General features: G+C 64.7%; 12 protein-coding genes and 2 tRNA genes. 6 read left to right on the top strand and 8 right to left on the bottom strand.

Annotation, left to right across the window (positions count from 1 at the left end; all coding sequences use genetic code 11):
• Positions 1-22: 22 nt before the first annotated feature.
• From CFB46_RS11755 to rnr, 6 genes are all read right to left on the bottom strand, one after another.
• The gene (locus CFB46_RS11755; protein ID WP_089500032.1) at positions 23-1,009 is read right to left on the bottom strand and encodes a Gfo/Idh/MocA family protein; all 987 of its coding nucleotides are present in this window, start codon (positions 1,007-1,009) and stop codon (positions 23-25) included.
• 101 nt (positions 1,010-1,110) lie between these two features.
• Positions 1,111-1,827, bottom strand: coding sequence for a FadR/GntR family transcriptional regulator (locus CFB46_RS11750; RefSeq protein WP_027784329.1), 717 nt, complete (start codon positions 1,825-1,827; stop codon positions 1,111-1,113).
• 280 nt (positions 1,828-2,107) lie between these two features.
• Complete coding sequence (gene rpiA / locus CFB46_RS11745) at positions 2,108-2,803, bottom strand: ribose-5-phosphate isomerase RpiA (protein ID WP_027784328.1); 696 nt, start codon at positions 2,801-2,803, stop codon at positions 2,108-2,110.
• A 104-nt stretch (positions 2,804-2,907) separates the two neighbouring features.
• The gene (locus tag CFB46_RS11740) at positions 2,908-3,780 is read right to left on the bottom strand and encodes an N-acetylmuramoyl-L-alanine amidase (RefSeq protein ID WP_089500031.1); all 873 of its coding nucleotides are present in this window, start codon (positions 3,778-3,780) and stop codon (positions 2,908-2,910) included.
• A 108-nt stretch (positions 3,781-3,888) separates the two neighbouring features.
• Positions 3,889-4,632: a 23S rRNA (guanosine(2251)-2'-O)-methyltransferase RlmB gene (rlmB, locus tag CFB46_RS11735; RefSeq protein WP_027784326.1), complete on the bottom strand. Its 744-nt coding sequence runs from the start codon at positions 4,630-4,632 to the stop codon at positions 3,889-3,891.
• Between the two features lie 148 nt (positions 4,633-4,780).
• Positions 4,781-7,258: a ribonuclease R gene (rnr, locus tag CFB46_RS11730; RefSeq protein ID WP_089500030.1), complete on the bottom strand. Its 2,478-nt coding sequence runs from the start codon at positions 7,256-7,258 to the stop codon at positions 4,781-4,783.
• A gap of 249 nt (positions 7,259-7,507) precedes the next feature.
• Here rnr and CFB46_RS11725 point away from each other — a divergent pair.
• The 3 genes from CFB46_RS11725 to CFB46_RS11715 all read left to right on the top strand — a co-directional run bounded on the left by CFB46_RS11725 (position 7,508) and on the right by CFB46_RS11715 (position 8,966).
• Positions 7,508-7,594, top strand: a tRNA-Leu gene (locus CFB46_RS11725).
• Positions 7,595-7,777: 183 nt separating this feature from the next.
• Positions 7,778-8,767, top strand: coding sequence for an aliphatic sulfonate ABC transporter substrate-binding protein (locus CFB46_RS11720; protein ID WP_089500029.1), 990 nt, complete (start codon positions 7,778-7,780; stop codon positions 8,765-8,767).
• Positions 8,768-8,879: 112 nt separating this feature from the next.
• A tRNA-Leu gene (locus CFB46_RS11715) sits at positions 8,880-8,966 on the top strand.
• A gap of 158 nt (positions 8,967-9,124) precedes the next feature.
• Here the strand turns inward: CFB46_RS11715 and CFB46_RS11710 are convergent.
• Positions 9,125-9,697 (bottom strand): ferritin-like domain-containing protein, encoded by a 573-nt coding sequence (locus CFB46_RS11710; RefSeq protein ID WP_089500028.1) that lies wholly within the window; start codon positions 9,695-9,697, stop codon positions 9,125-9,127.
• 69 nt (positions 9,698-9,766) lie between these two features.
• Here CFB46_RS11710 and CFB46_RS35210 point away from each other — a divergent pair, with 69 nt between their 5' ends.
• Both CFB46_RS35210 and CFB46_RS11705 read left to right on the top strand, forming a co-directional pair.
• Positions 9,767-10,060 carry a hypothetical protein gene (locus CFB46_RS35210; protein ID WP_143751610.1) on the top strand — a complete coding sequence of 98 codons (294 nt, stop codon included), beginning with the start codon at positions 9,767-9,769 and terminating at the stop codon, positions 10,058-10,060.
• A gap of 24 nt (positions 10,061-10,084) precedes the next feature.
• The gene (locus tag CFB46_RS11705; RefSeq protein ID WP_089500027.1) at positions 10,085-12,430 is read left to right on the top strand and encodes an AsmA family protein; all 2,346 of its coding nucleotides are present in this window, start codon (positions 10,085-10,087) and stop codon (positions 12,428-12,430) included.
• Between the two features lie 40 nt (positions 12,431-12,470).
• Here CFB46_RS11705 and CFB46_RS11700 read toward each other — a convergent pair whose 3' ends face one another.
• Positions 12,471-14,216 carry a SulP family inorganic anion transporter gene (locus CFB46_RS11700; RefSeq protein ID WP_089500026.1) on the bottom strand — a complete coding sequence of 582 codons (1,746 nt, stop codon included), beginning with the start codon at positions 14,214-14,216 and terminating at the stop codon, positions 12,471-12,473.
• A gap of 373 nt (positions 14,217-14,589) precedes the next feature.
• On the opposite strand from CFB46_RS11700, the gene CFB46_RS11695 reads away from it, so the two are divergent.
• On the top strand, positions 14,590-16,122 hold the full coding sequence (locus CFB46_RS11695; RefSeq protein WP_089500025.1) for a CYTH and CHAD domain-containing protein: 1,533 nt from the start codon (positions 14,590-14,592) through the stop codon (positions 16,120-16,122).
• The last annotated feature ends 193 nt before the right edge of the window (positions 16,123-16,315 follow it).

Raw genomic sequence — 16,315 nt, 5'->3', positions numbered from 1 at the left:
GGCCCGGCGCCGGCCTTCCCGCTTATTCGCCCGAATAACGCACGCCGAGCACGGCGCGCGCCGCGTCGGTCATCGCGATCATCTGCCGCGAATGGTCGTGCGTCATGATCGGGCTTTCCGTCTCGCCCGCGCGCAGCAGGTCGCAGAAATGCGCGGTTTCGTAGTTCAGCCCGCCGCCGTCGACCGGCGCATCGAGTTCGACGGTGCGCCCGTCCGCGTAGCGGATCGTCGCACGCGCGGGGTTCCACCACTTCTCGTGAATCGTCACGTGGCCGCCCGCCGCGGCGATCAGCGCGTCGCCGCGCCCCATCACGTCGAGGCCGCAAAAGAGCTGCGCGATCCCGCCGTTCTCATGCACGCTGTTCAGGCTCGCGAACAGGTCGACACCCGTCGCACCGACGCGGCCGAGCGTCTGCACGTCGCGCGCCGCGCCGAGCCAGTCGACGGCAAGAAACGCCTCGTAGATGCCGATGTCGAGCAGCGCGCCGCCCGCGCGATCGAGCCGATAGACGGAATGGTCCCCCGGCACCGACGACGATGCGCAGCCCGCCCGCACGAGCCGGATCTCGCCGATCGGATCGTCGCGCAGGTGCGCGCGCAACTGACGGTACAGCGGGAAGAACGGTGGCTTCATTGCCTCCATGAAGAGCAGCCCGGCATCGCGCGCCGCGTGCAGCACCGTGTCGAGTTGCGCGGTGTTCAGCGCCGCGGGTTTCTCGCACAGCACGGCCTTGCCGGCAGCCAATGCGGCCAGTGTGTACTGCGCGTGACTGTCATGGAGCGTCGCGATGTAGACCGCGTCGATATCGCTCGCGAGGAGCGCGTCGAGGCGCGCGGCGGGCGCGCCGCCGTATGTCTCGCAGAAGGCGGCCGCTGCATCGGCGCGGCGGGCCCAGACGCCGGCGAGCGTGGCGCCCGGCACGTGCGCGAGGCTTTGCGCGAAGCGGCGCGCAATGCTGCCCGCACCGACGATGCCGAAGCGCACCGGGCGATGGTCGTTGTCGTTCATCCTGATCTTCCGTGTCGGTCGTATGACGGTTGCCGGCACGCTGCCGGCCGGCCGTCATGATAAACGGCCCGGCGGCACACGGATGAGCGATACGCGCAGCGTCAGGCACGCACCGGCACCTCGACCGAGAAATCGCGCGATATCTCGTCCGCGCTGAAATCGATCAGCGCGAGCGAGGCCGCTTCGGCTTCGCGCGGGTCGCGCCGTTCGATCGCATCGACGACGCGCGCATGCGCCTTCACCGCGATGTCGTGCGCGCCTTCCTTCTGCACGACGCGCGGATTCACGAGACGCACTGCTCCGCGCACGATCGCCGCCATCTGCTGAAAGAACTGGTTGCCGCTCGCCTGCACGATCCGCGTATGCAGCAACTCGTCCGCCGTGTCGTAGCCGGGGTCGCCCGGCTGCAACACCTTGAACGCATCGAATGCTTCGCGAATGCCCGCAATGTCGGCCGCCGTCGCACGCACCGCCGCCTGCGCGGTCGCGCGTGGTTCGATCAGCATCCGGAATTCGATGACGTCGCGCATGAACTGCGGATCGGGTTTTGCCCGAAATCGCCAGCTCACGACGTCTTCGTCGATCATCCGCCAGTCGCGCATCGGCCGCACGCGCGTACCGACTTTCGGACGCACGTCGAGCATGTCGCGCGCAAGCAACATCGACAACGCTTCCCGCATCACCGTGCGGCTCACATCGAACTCTTTCGACAGCACGTCCTGTGGCGGCAAGATGCCGCCGTACTTGTCTTCGACGATACCCGCGACAAGCCCATCCATCACTTTGGCGACCAGTGACCGGTCTTTGCCCTGCTCCATGACACCTCCCCGTGCGTCGATTTGCGAACACCTGCTCCGCAGTTCCGCCGGCCCTGGTTACTACTGTTCTTATGATCTATAAGTTGATGAGTTCGACGATATTTCGCTATCTGGTAAACACCTGACAGGGTTATCCCTCTTTTGAACGAGGTGATTTATACGGCTAAAAAAAAGGCCCGGGAAGCGCGCCGCGCCTGCCGGACCCCGGTTTCCACAAGATTTATATATCCAATCCATGACGGCCGATACCGCGCCGTTACGGACTGCTTCTCATTCAGATTCAGCCAGCCGGATAAACGATCGTTTCAACGCCGTTTTCCGTGCCGAGCAAGCACAGATTCGCGCCGCGCTCGGCGAACAGGCCGACCGTAACGACGCCCGGCCATGCGTTCACCTGCGCTTCGAAACCGCGCGGATCGGCGATCTGCAGGCCCTTGACGTCGATGATCTCGTTGCCGTTGTCGGTAATGGTCGGTGCGCCGTCCTTCGTCACGCGCAGCACGGGCACGCCGCCGAGTGCGGTCACGCGCCGGCCGATCGCCGTGCGCGCCATCGGCACGACCTCGATCGGCAACGGGAACGCGCCGAGCACCGGCACGCGCTTGCTGGCGTCCGCGATGCAGACGAACGTGTCGGCCACCGACGCGACGATCTTCTCGCGCGTCAGCGCGCCGCCGCCGCCCTTGATCATCGCGCCGCTCGCGTCGATCTCGTCGGCGCCGTCGACGTACACCTGCAGCGCATCGATCTCGTTCAGGTCGAACACCTTGATGCCGTGCGATTTCAGGCGTTCGGTCGTGGCAATCGAGCTCGACACGGCGCCGCGATAGCGCGATTTGACGGCGGCGAGCGCGTCGATGAAGCAGTTGGCGGTCGAGCCGGTGCCGACACCGATCACGGCGCCTTCCGGCACGTTCTGGATCACGTAATCGGCGGCGGCCTGGCCGACGAGGCGTTTGAGTTCGTCTTGAGTCATGGCGTGGTAATGCTGCGGGATTGCGGAAAAACCGCCAGTTTACCGGAGTCGGCGGACGGCCCCGCGTTTTTCGGCAAGCGATGCGCCGTGTATTCAGCGCGTATTCAGCGCGTGTCGGCCGCCGGGGCGGAGTCCGACGCTTGCGTGCCGGGGAAGTACTTGTCGAGCAGCGCCTGCGCGATCGCGTCGCTTTCCGCGTCCGGGTTGCCCGCGTAGTCGGACGGCCGGAAATGCATCTGGAACGCCGCGAACACGCGCCGCGTGCGCGCGTCGAGCACGCCGTCGGTCGGCACGTCGTAGCCGTAGCGCGCGAGCTTGAACTGCAGTTCGCGCACGTCGACCGGCGCGTGCGGGTCGCGGCCGCCGAGCCGTGCGGTGACGGTCGCGTCGTCCGGCCATGCGCCGACGCCGGCTTGCGCGAGCGCATGCCACGGGAACAGCGGCCCCGGATCGATCTTGCGTTGCGGCGCGATGTCGCTGTGCCCGACCACGCGCGTCGGCGGAATCCCGTAGCGCGCGACGATATCCTTCGACAGGCGGATCAGCGCGTCGACCTGTTCGGGCGGATACGGCTGCCAGGTGCGATGTTGCGGATCGAGCGGGCCGCGGTTCACGTTCTCGATGCCGATCGACACCGCGTTCAGCTCGGTCGTGCCCTGCCACTCGCTGATGCCCGCGTGCCATGCGCGCCGCGCTTCCGGAACGAGCTGATAGACGACGGGCATCCCGCGCTCGGTGCGCGGCTGCGGCGGGATGACGTAATGCACGCTGACCGAATCGCCGGTCAGCGTGCGCAGCGATTTCGTCTCGTCGCTTTCGGTGTAATGCATCACGAGAAAGCGGATCCGCGAATCGGCGCCGCGCGCGTGCAGGCTCGTGTCGGCGTAGTAGGTGCCGCGTTCGACGAGCGTCGGCGACGTACAGGCCGCCAGCAGGCCGAGCACGGCGCAGGAAACGCCGACACGGAACAGGGTCATCGGTCGCGGGTTCCGGAGAGCTTGCATCGGGGCGCGCATCGTTCGGGTCATTCGCCGCCCGCGCATCGCGCGCGGGACGGGCCCGCCCCGGGGGGGCGGCCGCAGGGATCAGCCTTTCACGCGCCGCTGGCGCACGGCTTCGTACAGGCACACGCCGCTGGCGACCGACACGTTCAGGCTTTCCACGCTGCCGGCCATCGGGATGCTCATCACCTCGTCGCAGGTGTCGCGCGTGAGCCGGCGCATGCCTTCGCCTTCCGCGCCCATCACGAGCGCGACCGGGCCGTCGAGCTTCGTTTCGTAGAGCGTCGCCGACGCCTCGTCCGACGTGCCGATGATCCACACGCCGGCTTCCTTCAGCTCGCGCAGCGCGCGCGCGAGGTTCGTCACCGTGATGTACGGCACCGTATCGGCCGCGCCGCTCGCCACCTTGGCCGCGGTCGCGTTCAGGCCTACCGCCCGGTCGCGCGGCGCGATCACCGCGTGCGCGCCGGCCGAATCGGCGACTCGCAGGCACGCGCCGAGGTTGTGCGGATCGGTGACGCCGTCGAGCACGAGCAGCAGCGCGGGCCCGTTGATGCCGTCGAGCAGCTCGGACAGGTTCTGCGCGAGCGGCATGTCCTCGACGCGCGCGACGACCCCCTGGTGGCGCTCGGTATGCGCGAGGCCCCACAGACGCGTTTCGTCGGCGGCGATCAGCCGCACGCCCGCTTCCTTCGCGGCATGCAGGAACTCCTGCATGCGGCGGTCGCGGCGCGTCTGGTCGTACAGCACCTCCGCCACCGTCGATGCATCGTGCCGCATACGTGCGGTCACCGCATGAAAACCGTAAAGAACCTTCAGACGTGACATGACTGGAACAACCTTCGATCAAACGTGCGGCCGCGCGACGTGCGCAGCCGCGATCCATGGAAAAGGAAAGCGCCGCGTGGCCGGCCGATGACCGGTGACGCGGCGTCTCTCGATACTGCGGGGCATGCGCTTGCGCCGCCCCGAACGCTCAATACTTCTTGCGGGCGCGAGCCTTCTTCGCGACCGGCTTCGCCGGCGCGCCGCTGCCACCGCCACCGCCCTTCTTCTTCGCGGCGCCACGCGCGGCGCGCGCTTCCTTCACCGCGACGCTCGGCGCGCTCGCGGCCGTCTTGCGGCGCGGCACGGTTTCCTCCACCGGCGGCAGCGCGCGCACGCGCGGGCCGTTGCCGTTGCGATCGACGCCGGCAGCCGGCGCGGGCGACGGACGCGGCGCCTTCACCGGCGTATCGCGCACGAGGCGGAAATCGATCTTGCGCGCATCGAGATCGACGCGGCTCACCTGCACGCGCACGCGATCCGACAGGCGGTAGCGGATGCCCGTGCGTTCGCCGCGCAGCTCGTTCTTGATCTCGTCGTACTGGAAGTAGTCGGAGCCGAGCTCCGTCACGTGTACGAGCCCTTCGATGAACAGCGTGTCGAGCTGCACGAAGATGCCGAACGACGTCACGCCGTTCACCATCCCGCCGTACTCCTCGCCGAGCTTGTCGCGCATGAAGTAGCACTTGAGCCACGCTTCGACGTCGCGCGACGCTTCGTCCGCACGGCGTTCGTTCGCCGAACAGTGCAGGCCGAGCTCTTCCCAGATCGCCGTGTTCGAACGCGAGCGGCCGCGCGCTTCGTCGTCGGCCTGCTGCATCGCGCGGGCGCGCGGCGACAGCGCGGTGTTCAGCTCGAAGCCTTCCGGCGCCTTCGGCGCGTACTTCTTGCCCGACAGGATCGCGTAGATCGCGCGGTGCGTGAGCAGGTCCGGATAGCGGCGGATCGGGCTCGTGAAGTGCGCGTACGCCTCGTAGGCGAGACCGAAGTGGCCGATGTTGTCCGGGCTGTAGACGGCCTGCTGCATCGAGCGTAGCAGCATCGGCTGCAGCATCTGCGCGTCGGGCCGGTCACGGATCTGCGCCATCAGCGCCGCGTAGTCGCTCGCGTGCGGCTTGTCGCCGCCGCCGAGCGACAGACCCATGCCGCGCAGGAACGCGCGCAGGTTCTCGAGCTTCTCCGGCGTCGGCCCCGCGTGCACGCGGTACAGGCCCGGATGCTTGTTGCGCTTCAGGAAATCGGCCGCGCAGACGTTCGCGGCCAGCATGCACTCCTCGATCAGCTTGTGCGCGTCGTTGCGCTGACGCGGCACGATCTGCTCGATCTTGCCCTGCGAGTTGCAGACGATGTAGGTCTCGGTCGTGTCGAAGTCGATCGCCCCGCGCTTTTGCCGCGCGGCGAACAGCGACTTGTAGACGCCGTACAGATCCTGCAGGTGCGGCAGCAGATCGGCGCGGCGCGCAGCCTCCGGCCCCTTCGTGTTCGACAGCACGGCCGCGACTTCGGTGTACGTCAGGCGCGCCGCCGAATGGATCACGGCCGGATAGAACTGGTATGCCTTGATCTCGCCGCGCGCGGTGATCACCATGTCGCATGCGAGCACGCAGCGGTCGACCTGCGGATTCAGCGAACAGAGGCCGTTCGACAGCTTCTCAGGCAGCATCGGGATCACGCGGCGCGGGAAGTACACCGACGTGCTGCGCTCGAGCGCATCGGCATCGAGCCCGCTACCCGGCTGTACGTAGTGCGACACGTCGGCGATCGCGACGATCAGCCGGAAGCCGTCGCCGCGGCCGACCTTGACCGGCTCGCAGTAGACGGCGTCGTCGAAGTCGCGTGCATCCTCGCCGTCGATCGTCACGAGCGGCACGTCGCGCAGATCGACGCGAAAACGCAGGTCGGCCGGCAGCACCTTGTCGGGCAGCGCGGCGGCGCCGTCGAGCGCCGGCTGGCTGAATTCGTGCGGCACGCCGTACTTGCGCACCGCGATCTCGATTTCCATGCCCGGATCGTCGATATCGCCGAGCACCTCGACGACACGGCCGAGCGGCTGCGAATGACGGCTCGGGAAATCGGTCAGCTCGACGACGACGACCTGCCCGACCTTCGCCTTCTTCACGTTCTGCGTGATCATGATGTCGTGACCGATGCGCTTGTCTTCCGGCGCGACGATCAATGCACCGTTCTCGTTGAGCAAGCGGCCGATCACGCGCTTGTTCGCGCGCTCGGTGACTTCGACGACATGCCCTTCCGGGCGGCCGCGGCGATCGTAGCCGACGATCCGCGCGAGCACGCGGTCGTTGTGCATCACCTTCTGCATTTCGCCGTTCGGCAAAAACAGATCGTCCTGGCCGTCGTCGCGGATCACGAACCCGTAGCCGTCGCGATGCCCTTGCACGCGCCCCGCGACGAAATTCGACGGATGGGTCAACTGGTAGTGGCCGCGCTTGTCGAGGCGGATCTGGCCGTCGCGCTCCATCGCGGCGACGCGCCGGAAGAACCCCTCGCGCTCCTGACGCTTGATCGACAGGGCTTCGGCGATGTCGTTGGCGGCCAGCGATGCGTCGCTCGTCCGCAGCACGCCGAGAATCTCTTCACGGCTCGGAATGGGGTACGGATATTTGCTCAAGGGTTTGTCGATGATTGTTCTCGTTGCGTTGACTGATAGTGCACGGCATCAACATAGAGGTGTCCGTCTGACAGTTCTATATTGACGGCGGCGAGTCATTCTATCACCCGCTTGTGTCGCCAAATGGCGGGAATGCCGCGGCCGCGCATGGTGGCGGCCGGTTTGCGGTGTATCGCAAAAAAACGTTGACAGGAATAATTGGGGCGCTATAATTTCGCTTCTTTGCAGCAGGCAGCTACTGCAAAACGTGCCCAGGTGGCGGAATTGGTAGACGCACTAGGTTCAGGTCCTAGCGGTGGCAACATCGTGGAGGTTCGAGTCCTCTCCTGGGCACCATGATTTATGAAAAAAGGCCGGCTTTTAGCCGGCCTTTTTTCATTTCAGCGCTTGCCGCGCGCATGTCGTCCGCCCTTATGTCGGGCGCTCCGATCGATAGCAGAATTTATCGGTTATCAATCACCCTCCCCGTTGTTACGTTAGCCGCCTCGCTTTCAACGCATCCAACGAGGAGCCCCCTTCATGACGTCGATGAACCGCCGCGCATTCACGCGCGCGATGCTGGCCGCGGGCCTCGCTGCCGCCGGTGTCCGCGCGCACGCCGAGAACGCGCCGGCCACGCTGCGCATCGGTTACCAGAAGTCGTCGACGCTGATCACGCTGCTCAAGACGCGCGGCACGCTCGAGCAGGCGCTGACGCCGCTCGGCCTGCGCGTGTCATGGCATGAATTCGCGAGCGGATTGCCATTGACCGAAGCGCTCAATGTCGGCGCCGTCGACTTCAGTGCCGACGTGGCCGATACGGTCCCGGTCTTCGCGCAGGCCGCGCACGCGCGTTTCGTGTACGTCGCGCAGGAAGCGCCTTCGCCGAAGGCTCAGGCAATCGTCGTCAAGCAGGACAGCGCGCTGCGCACGCTCGCCGATCTCAAGGGCCGGCGTATCGCCGTCACGAAGGCGGCCGGCAGTCACTACCTGCTGCTTGCCGCGCTCGCGCGCGCGAAGCTCGCGCCCGCCGACGTGGCGATCCATTACCTGACGCCCGCGGACGGCCGCGCCGCATTCGAGCGCGGCAGCGTGGACGCATGGATCACCTGGGACCCCTATGTCGCGTCGGTCGACCGGAATCCCGACGTGCGGATCCTGGCCGACGGCAACGGACTCGCGTCGTACCAGCGCTACTACCTCGCATCGAGCACTTTTGCCGCCGCGCGCCCCGACGTCGTCCAGATCCTGTTCGACCACCTGTCGCTGGCCGGCGCGTGGCTGCGCGACCATCCGCAGGAGGCCGCGAACACGCTCGCGCCGATCTGGGGGCTCGATGCCGCGACGATCGCACGCGCGAATGCGCGACGCAGCTACCTCGTCCGCGCGGTGGCCGCGCAAAACTTCGGCGAACAACAGAAGATCGCCGATACGTTCCTGGCGGCGGGACTGCTGCCCGCTCGCGTCGATACGAGCCAGGCGCAACGCTGGAATTTCACGGCGAAGCACGCGGAGCCGGTGGGCGCGTGACGATCGCGGCGCATAAGGCGCGCGATATTTTTGCTGTTTCGGATGAGATTGTGTTGACAGACTCCGCCAGCACGCTACAATAGCGGTCTTCGCATCGCAGCAAGCGAAACGTGCCCAGGTGGCGGAATTGGTAGACGCACTAGGTTCAGGTCCTAGCGGTGGCAACATCGTGGAGGTTCGAGTCCTCTCCTGGGCACCACTTGATTCATGAAAAAAGGTCGGCTTCTAGCCGGCCTTTTTTCATTTCAAGCCCTCACGAAGCGCCTGCGCCGGTTGCGTGAGAGCCTGAAAAATCAGCGCCTGCGCGCCGGGTTCACGAACACGGACGCACGCACCCGGCGTAGCGCCTCCCGCCGATTACTCGCGTCCCTGGAGCAGATCGGCCATATCGTCGGCATGTTCTTCCTCTACCGCGAGAATTTCCTCGAATAGCCGGCGCGTCGTGACATCCTTCTCGCCGAGATAGCGAACGATTTCGCGATACGTATCGATCGCGATCCGCTCGGCCACCAGGTTCTCGCGAATCATGCTGGTGAGGTCCGTGCCTTCGTTGTACTCGGAATGGGCACGCGTCTTCAGGCCGTCCGGCGCGAAATCCGGCTCGCCGCCGAGTTGCACGATGCGCTCGGCGATCCGATCGGCGTGCTCCTGCTCTTCGGTCGCGTGCTGGGCAAATTCTTGCGCTACTGCCTCGGAATTGATGCCCTTGGCCATGAAATAGTGCCGCTTGTAGCGCAACGTGCAGACGATCTCCGTCGCCAGCGCGTCATTGAGCAGCTTCAGCACCACGGTACGGTCCGCGCCATAAGTTTGCGTGACCGGGCCATCCGACATGTGCTTGCGCGCGTCTTCGCGAATTTTCGCGATATCCATCACGAACGGATCGCGGGATTCAGGTGTGGCATCTTTGGCTGCGGGTGACTTCGTCATCGAGTTTCTCCTTTATCCGGTGCGGGAATCCGTTGCTCGCTTTCGCACGGCGGTATTCCGTGCTCCATCGTGGTCGAAGCGACGACGCAGTCGAACGCCGAGCGTCTGGTCAAACGCGCGCCGACCGGGAATCCCGCCCCCTATCAGCGCGAGGACCAATCCGGCGAGCGGCCGCATGCCGATCTGCAACGCATCCAGCCCTTTGCCCGCGCCGCGCAGTATGAGTCGTCTTCACGTCGCCTCGAACCTGAATCGATAACGATCGGCGAGCAAAACCGATGCCCGCCTATGAAGCCGATCTCGGACGCCGCGCCCTGTCGATGCGACGGTCGTGGGCACGTCGCATGCTGCGTCGCGACCTAAGGTCGTATTCTCGACGGGACCGCCATGGCCGTACTGCACTCGCCCGGGACGACCGTCGGCAGAATGATCGGCAGGGTCGTGGCGTGGCTCGTCGTAGTGCTGATCATTCTGGCCTCAGCGGTCGTGCTGTTCATTTTCACGTTCGACTGGAATCGCGCGCGACCCCTCGTCGACAACAAGGTTAGCGCAGCGATAGGCCGCCCGTTCGTCATCCAGGGCGATTTGACGGTGAGATGGCATCGCGCCGCCGGAGAAACGGGTTGGCGCGCGTGGGTGCTGTGGCCGACCTTTGCCGCGCGAAATATCACGATCGCCAATCCCGACTGGGCGAAACGGCCGCACTTCGCCACGCTCGACGAAATCGAGTTCCAGGTGAAGCTGCTTCCGCTGCTCACGCACGACATCGTCATTCCGACGATCAATCTGACGAATCCTTCCGTCGACCTCGAGCGACTCGCCGATGGACGAAACAACTGGACCTTCAAGCTCAAGTCCTCCGCTCGACCATTGGACTGGAAGCTCGATCTGCACGACATTCGACTCAACAAGGGCATCGTCGCGCTCTCCGACCAGCAAAAAGAGATCGTGATGCAGGCCACGGTCGATACGCTCGGCCAACCGATTCCGATCGGCGAAGCGCTCAGGCAGCAAGAACGAAAGTCACGCAGCGCGTCGGCCGAGGCCGTCGGCAAGCGAGGTGCGCAACAACTGAGCGCACAGGCAAAAGCGACTGCATCGGAAGCGTCGGGCGTGCCGGCGCCGGCGACTACGCCCGGGAGCAGCGCGTCGGCTGGCCAGACCGACGCAAGTGGAACCACTGCCTCCGTCGCGCAGCAGAAGAACGAACCGCAATACGGCATCGGCTGGACAGTAACAGGCAGCTACCGCCGTTCCCCCGTGTCGGGCAGCGGCAAGCTTGGCGGCCTGCTTGCCCTGCAGGACGCCTCGCGGCCCATCCCCGTGCAGGCTGACGTCAAGGCAGGCGACCTGCGTATCTCATTGGTCGGCATCGTCACGAACCCCGCGCATCTGGCTGCCGTCGATTTGCGCCTGTGGCTGCAAGGCTCCAGCATGGATCGCCTGTATCAATTGACGGGCATCACGCTTCCCGCGACACCGCCCTATGCAACGGAAGGTCACCTGACAGGCAACATCCAGTCGGGCAGCAGCGTGTTCCGTTATGAAAAATTTACAAGCCGCGTGGGCGGAAGCGACCTGAATGGCACGTTGATCTATACACAGCGTCAGCCGCGTCCGCTGCTCAAAGGCGAGCTGGTTTCGAATCTGCTGCAGTTCAAGGATCTCGCGCCGGTGGTGGGCGCGGACAGTAACGCGAGCAAGGCGAAGCGCGGCGTCGCCGCACGGCAGCCGCCGAACAAGGCCGTGCCTACCGAAGGCTTCAGGACTGAGCGCTGGAAGGCGATCGACGCTGACGTGAAATTCACGGGCCGCCGCATCATCAGGAACCCGGCACTGCCCGTTACGGATCTGTACACGCACATCGTGATGACCGACGGCGTGCTGTCGCTGGAACCCCTGAAGTTCGGCGTCGCGGGCGGGTCGATCGCGTCGAACCTCCATCTCGACGGCAGCGCGAGACCGCTCAAGGCCCGCGCTTCGACGCAAATGCGCCATCTCAGGCTGAAGCAATTGCTGCCGACCGTGAAGACGATGCAGAGTGCGCTCGGCGAAGTCAACGGCGACGCGCAGTTGTCCGCGACAGGCAATACGCCGGCGGCGCTCGCGGCCACCTCCAATGGCGAGGTGAAGCTGCTCGTCACCGACGGCACGCTCAGCCGTCTGCTGCTGGAAGCCGCGGGCCTCAACGTGGCCAATGTCGTATACGAAAAGCTCTATGGCGAACGCGTCGTGCATATCAACTGTGCCGCCGCCGATTTCGTCGTCACGGATGGCATTCTCGATTCGCACGCGTTCGCGCTCGATACGGACGACGCGGTGATCAACGTCGACGGCAAGGTGAACATGAAGGACGAAACGATGGATCTCGGCGTGCACCCGCACACGAAGGGTCTGCGTATTTTCACGCTGCGCTCGCCGCTCTACGTCAAGGGCACCTTCAAGAATCCGCATGTCGGTGTGAATCCGACCGCCCTCGCGTTACGCGGCGGCGCGATGGTCGGCCTCGGTCTTCTTAATCCGTTTGCCGCCCTGATTCCGCTGATTGCGCCGAGCAATCACAAACCGCTGCCATGCCAGCAACTGATAACGGCAATGCAGTCTCAACAACCCACCGCTCCGCCGCCAGGGCAGCGCAAAAAGGGAAAAGGGCTGCATCTGCCGCCGGGCACGCCGAGCGCGGACACAGCCGATTCATCCGCGCCTGCCGCGGCGTCGCCGAAGAAACAGTGATCGTTCGTATTGCTACTGACGTCGGCACCCGGCGCGAGGATCACGCGTCTCCTTCCCAATCATGCCAGTCGACCGAGTGGGATTTCAGATACGCCGACACGGCTTCGCCGACCGTTGGCATAAAGTGCTCTTCGCCGATCCGCTCGAACAGTCCGTACCGTTTCAGGATGTCCTTGACCGGGCCCTTGAGTTCCGCGAAGCATAGCTGCACATGCAAATCGTCGAGTTCGTCGTCGAGCCTCGCCAGCATGTCGGCCGCGGTGACATCGATATCCGTCACGGGCTCGGCCGCAATGGCGAGCCAGTGTGTGCGGGTTGGCGCAGTGCGTGCAGCAGTCATGACGCGCTCGTAAAAGATTTCTGCATTGGCAAAGAACAGCGGTGCATCCCAGCGCAGAAGAACCAGGCCGGGAATGCGCCGCGCGTCGGGATGACGCGCGACATCGTGATAGCCCTTCACGCCGTCGCGCCGGCCGAGCACCGCTGAATAAGGGCGCCACGCCCGCCAGAGAAAGGTCAGCACGGCAAGCCCGAGGGCGATGCCCACGCCGACCACCACGCCCGACAGCACGACTCCGGCAAAGCATGCGAGCGACTGCACGAATTCCGGACGACGCAACCGGTAGAGCCGTCGCATCCCGCTGATTTCGATCAACGAGAGCGACGCAGCCACGACGACGGCCGCGAGTGTAGCGTGCGGCGTATCACGCAGTGCCTGCGGCGCGAAAAGCAGCAACGCCGCAACGATGAGCGCCGCGATCAGGCCGCAGGCCTGGCTCTTCGCGCCCGCTGCCTCGACGACCGGCGTGCGCGATCCGCTGGCCGCGACGGAGAACCCATGAAAGAGTCCGGCCGTGACGTTCGCGATACCGAGTGCCACGAATTCGCGATTGCGGTCGACGTCGCCGCCGCTACGGGCACCATAGATCTGCGACAGCATGCTGATGTCGGTAAACGACACCAACGCGACGGCGGCGGCGCTCGCGGATAGCGCAAGCCACTCGTTCGAGGCTAACGCCGGAAAATCCGGCAGCGGCAACCCCTGAGGCAAGGCGCCCACCACACTCACGCGCGCCCGTGCGACCAGATCGAAATGCGCGCTCCCGACCGTCGCGACCGCCACGGCGACCAGAACACCCGGCGCTTTCGGCATCCAGCGTTTGAACGCCAGAATCACGGCCAGCGACAGCACACCGATCGTCAATGCCGCGAAGTTGGTTTTTCCTGAAGCGACGGCGCTTGCGAGCTCGCGCAATTGTTGCGGAATCGGTGCTTCATGCACCGCCAGACCGAGCAGCTTCGGCAACTGACTGACGATGATCGTCACAATGATGCCGTTCAGATAGCCGTAGCGGATCGGCGTGGAGAGCAGATCGGTGATGAAGCCCAGCCGGGTCAGGCCTACCGCCAGACAGATGGCTCCGGAGAGCAATGCCAGCGCACTCGCGAGCGCGGCCGCATGCTGGAGGTTGCCGTGCGCGAGCGGCATGACGCTCGCCGCGATGAGCGCGATGAGCGCGGAGTCTGGTCCGAGCACGAGGATTCGGCTCGGTCCGAAGGCAGCATAGGTGACCAGCGCGGCAATCGACGCATAGAGTCCGGACGCGGGAGAAAGGCCGGACGCAGTCGCGTAGGCCATACCGGCGGGCACCAGCACGGCGCTGAGCGTTACACCCGCGATTGCGTCGCCCGGCAGCCACGCTATCCGGTACGCCCTGCCCCATTCGATGCCCGGCACCCAGCGGGCAACCACCCTCAATCCGCGTATCACGCCATCACGAGCCACGCATCTCGCCCCGCCAGATATTGGCCTGACAATGAACTTTCGGATCTCGCGGTTCCATGACGAGCCTCCCAGCTAATAGTCCATGCGGAGCACGCTTTCCTTCACGTTGCAAAACCTGTACCCGGCGGATGAACGCGCTTTTAATCGTCTCGATTCCGTACTACCGCACCTCCGTCGATTTGTATGTTTTACCTCGCTGGCGCAAATATCTCTGCCCGCGCGGCGGGGGGCCGGGCGATGGGAACGAAAGTCGACACTCCGAGCCTGCGCGGGTGTCAGGGGCGCGAAAAATGCTCGCCGGTTTAGTCGAATCAGTCGCTTCGCCGCACGACGACGTCGGGACTACCCGGACGGTGACGAGCAAGGAGGTGCAATGGAAAGCGAATTGAAGCTGCTGGTCGACCTCAAGGACGTCGGCAAAATCCGCGAGGCGCCCATGTTCTCGGATTGCAAGGACGCCGCCTTGCCGGAAACACTGCTGAGCAGCACCTACTACGACACGCCTGACCTGGCATTTCGTCAGTGCAATGCGTCCCTGCGCGTGCGAAATCACAACGACAAGACCATCCAGACGATCAAGCTCGATGGATCCGCAGAGGCTGGCCTGTACGAGCGCGACGAATTCGAAATGCCGGTCGAGGGCGACACTCCCGATTTGAGATTGTTCTACGATGCGATACCTGCCGATAGCGGCGTGGGAAAGCTCATCCGCGACGAACACACGGCCGCGCAACTCGAAGCGCGCTTCGTCACGAGAATTCGCCGCACCGTTTTGCCATTACGCTTGCAAGCCGGCGAGGAAATCGAGTGCGCGATCGATGAAGGCACCATCGATACCGACACGGCATCGACTTCCATCGCTGCTGTCGAAATGGAACTGAAGCAGGGTGAGCCCGACCGCCTTTATCGGATCGCGCTCGATCTGCTGGAAGCAGTCCCGCTGCGCTTCGATCACATGAGCAAGGCCGACCGCGGCTATGAAATGCTTCTGCAAAAACATCAGACGCCCGTGAAGGCACGACCGGTGACGCTTCACAAAAGAGACAGCGTCGAGACGGCATTCAGCAAGATTGCACGCAACTGCCTCGAACAGATTCACGCGAACGAACGAGGAGTCGTATCCGGTCACGACCCGTCAAGTGTCCATCAGATGCGCGTCGGCCTCAGGCGCTTGCGCTCCGCGCTCGATCTGTTCGATAAGGTCATTCCCGCTTATCCGGGGCTTCAGGACGAATTGCGCTGGATCGCATCGGAACTTGGGGATGCGCGCGACTGGGAAGTGCTCACCCGCTCGACCGTTGGCCAGGCACTTGCAGAGACGGACAAGAAAGAAGAACGTCGTGCCGTGGAACGCGCATGCAAGCAGATTGCAACGAAAAAGCGCGCCCATGCAGCCGCGGCTGCAAATTCCGTCCGTTATACGCGACTGATGCTTCAACTGACGCATTGGCTCAATGGCGCAGGATGGCGTGACGGCATGGCGCAGCAGGCGTGCGAAACCCTGCAAAAGCCGGCGAAGCGGCTTGCATCCGACATCCTGCGCCGCAGGCACGACAAGCTGCTCAAACGAGGCCGAGGGCTGGCCGGTCTCGACGATCGCCGCCGGCATCGGGCTCGTATTGCTGCAAAGAAACTTCGGTATGCCACGGAATTCTTTGCTTCGCTATTTTCGAAATCGGCCGTGAAGCATTACATCGCGGCGTTGAGTACCTTGCAGGACGACCTGGGCTGGCGCAACGACGCAGTGGTGGCCCACCGTCTGCTGAATTCGCTCCCCCTTACCCATTCCGCTACCGCATCGGGCGCAGCGTTCGCGCGAGGGTTCTGGGCTGCGCGCGTGGCTGCCGATTATGTTCGGATGAAAAAGCTGTGGAAGCGCTTCAGGCAGCTTTCTCCACCTCAATAGTCATTCGGGTAGCGGCAACCGGCATGGCCGCATCGGTGCCCGGCGTCACGGACGGTCGGAAACGTCGGAACGTAGCGGCAGCCACACCGCATGACCGTACGAAAAACCGCGTCGTTCCGCACGCGTCGACACGGAAAGGCTCCGCCCGTCCCGCCGAGGTTTCGGCGCCCCCACTATCGAGAGACCGTCGCTC

This window comes from Burkholderia sp. HI2761 (assembly GCF_002223355.1).
GTDB lineage: Bacteria > Pseudomonadota > Gammaproteobacteria > Burkholderiales > Burkholderiaceae > Burkholderia.
Note: the sequence above shows the minus strand (reverse complement) of the source record. Positions and strands in the feature narration are given on the sequence as shown.

What these genes read in the sequence shown, in the direction of transcription:
- CFB46_RS11740 (WP_089500031.1), bottom strand. Translation starts at nt 3,780, where the DNA reads ATGACCCTGTTCCGTGTCGGCGTTTCCTGCGCCGTGCTCGGCCTGCTG.
- CFB46_RS11720 (WP_089500029.1), top strand. Translation starts at nt 7,778, where the DNA reads ATGACGTCGATGAACCGCCGCGCATTCACGCGCGCGATGCTGGCCGCG.
- rlmB (WP_027784326.1), bottom strand. Translation starts at nt 4,632, where the DNA reads ATGTCACGTCTGAAGGTTCTTTACGGTTTTCATGCGGTGACCGCACGT.
- rpiA (WP_027784328.1), bottom strand. Translation starts at nt 2,803, where the DNA reads ATGACTCAAGACGAACTCAAACGCCTCGTCGGCCAGGCCGCCGCCGAT.
- CFB46_RS11705 (WP_089500027.1), top strand. Translation starts at nt 10,085, where the DNA reads ATGGCCGTACTGCACTCGCCCGGGACGACCGTCGGCAGAATGATCGGC.
- CFB46_RS11755 (WP_089500032.1), bottom strand. Translation starts at nt 1,009, where the DNA reads ATGAACGACAACGACCATCGCCCGGTGCGCTTCGGCATCGTCGGTGCG.
- CFB46_RS11695 (WP_089500025.1), top strand. Translation starts at nt 14,590, where the DNA reads ATGGAAAGCGAATTGAAGCTGCTGGTCGACCTCAAGGACGTCGGCAAA.
- CFB46_RS11750 (WP_027784329.1), bottom strand. Translation starts at nt 1,827, where the DNA reads ATGGAGCAGGGCAAAGACCGGTCACTGGTCGCCAAAGTGATGGATGGG.
- CFB46_RS11710 (WP_089500028.1), bottom strand. Translation starts at nt 9,697, where the DNA reads ATGACGAAGTCACCCGCAGCCAAAGATGCCACACCTGAATCCCGCGAT.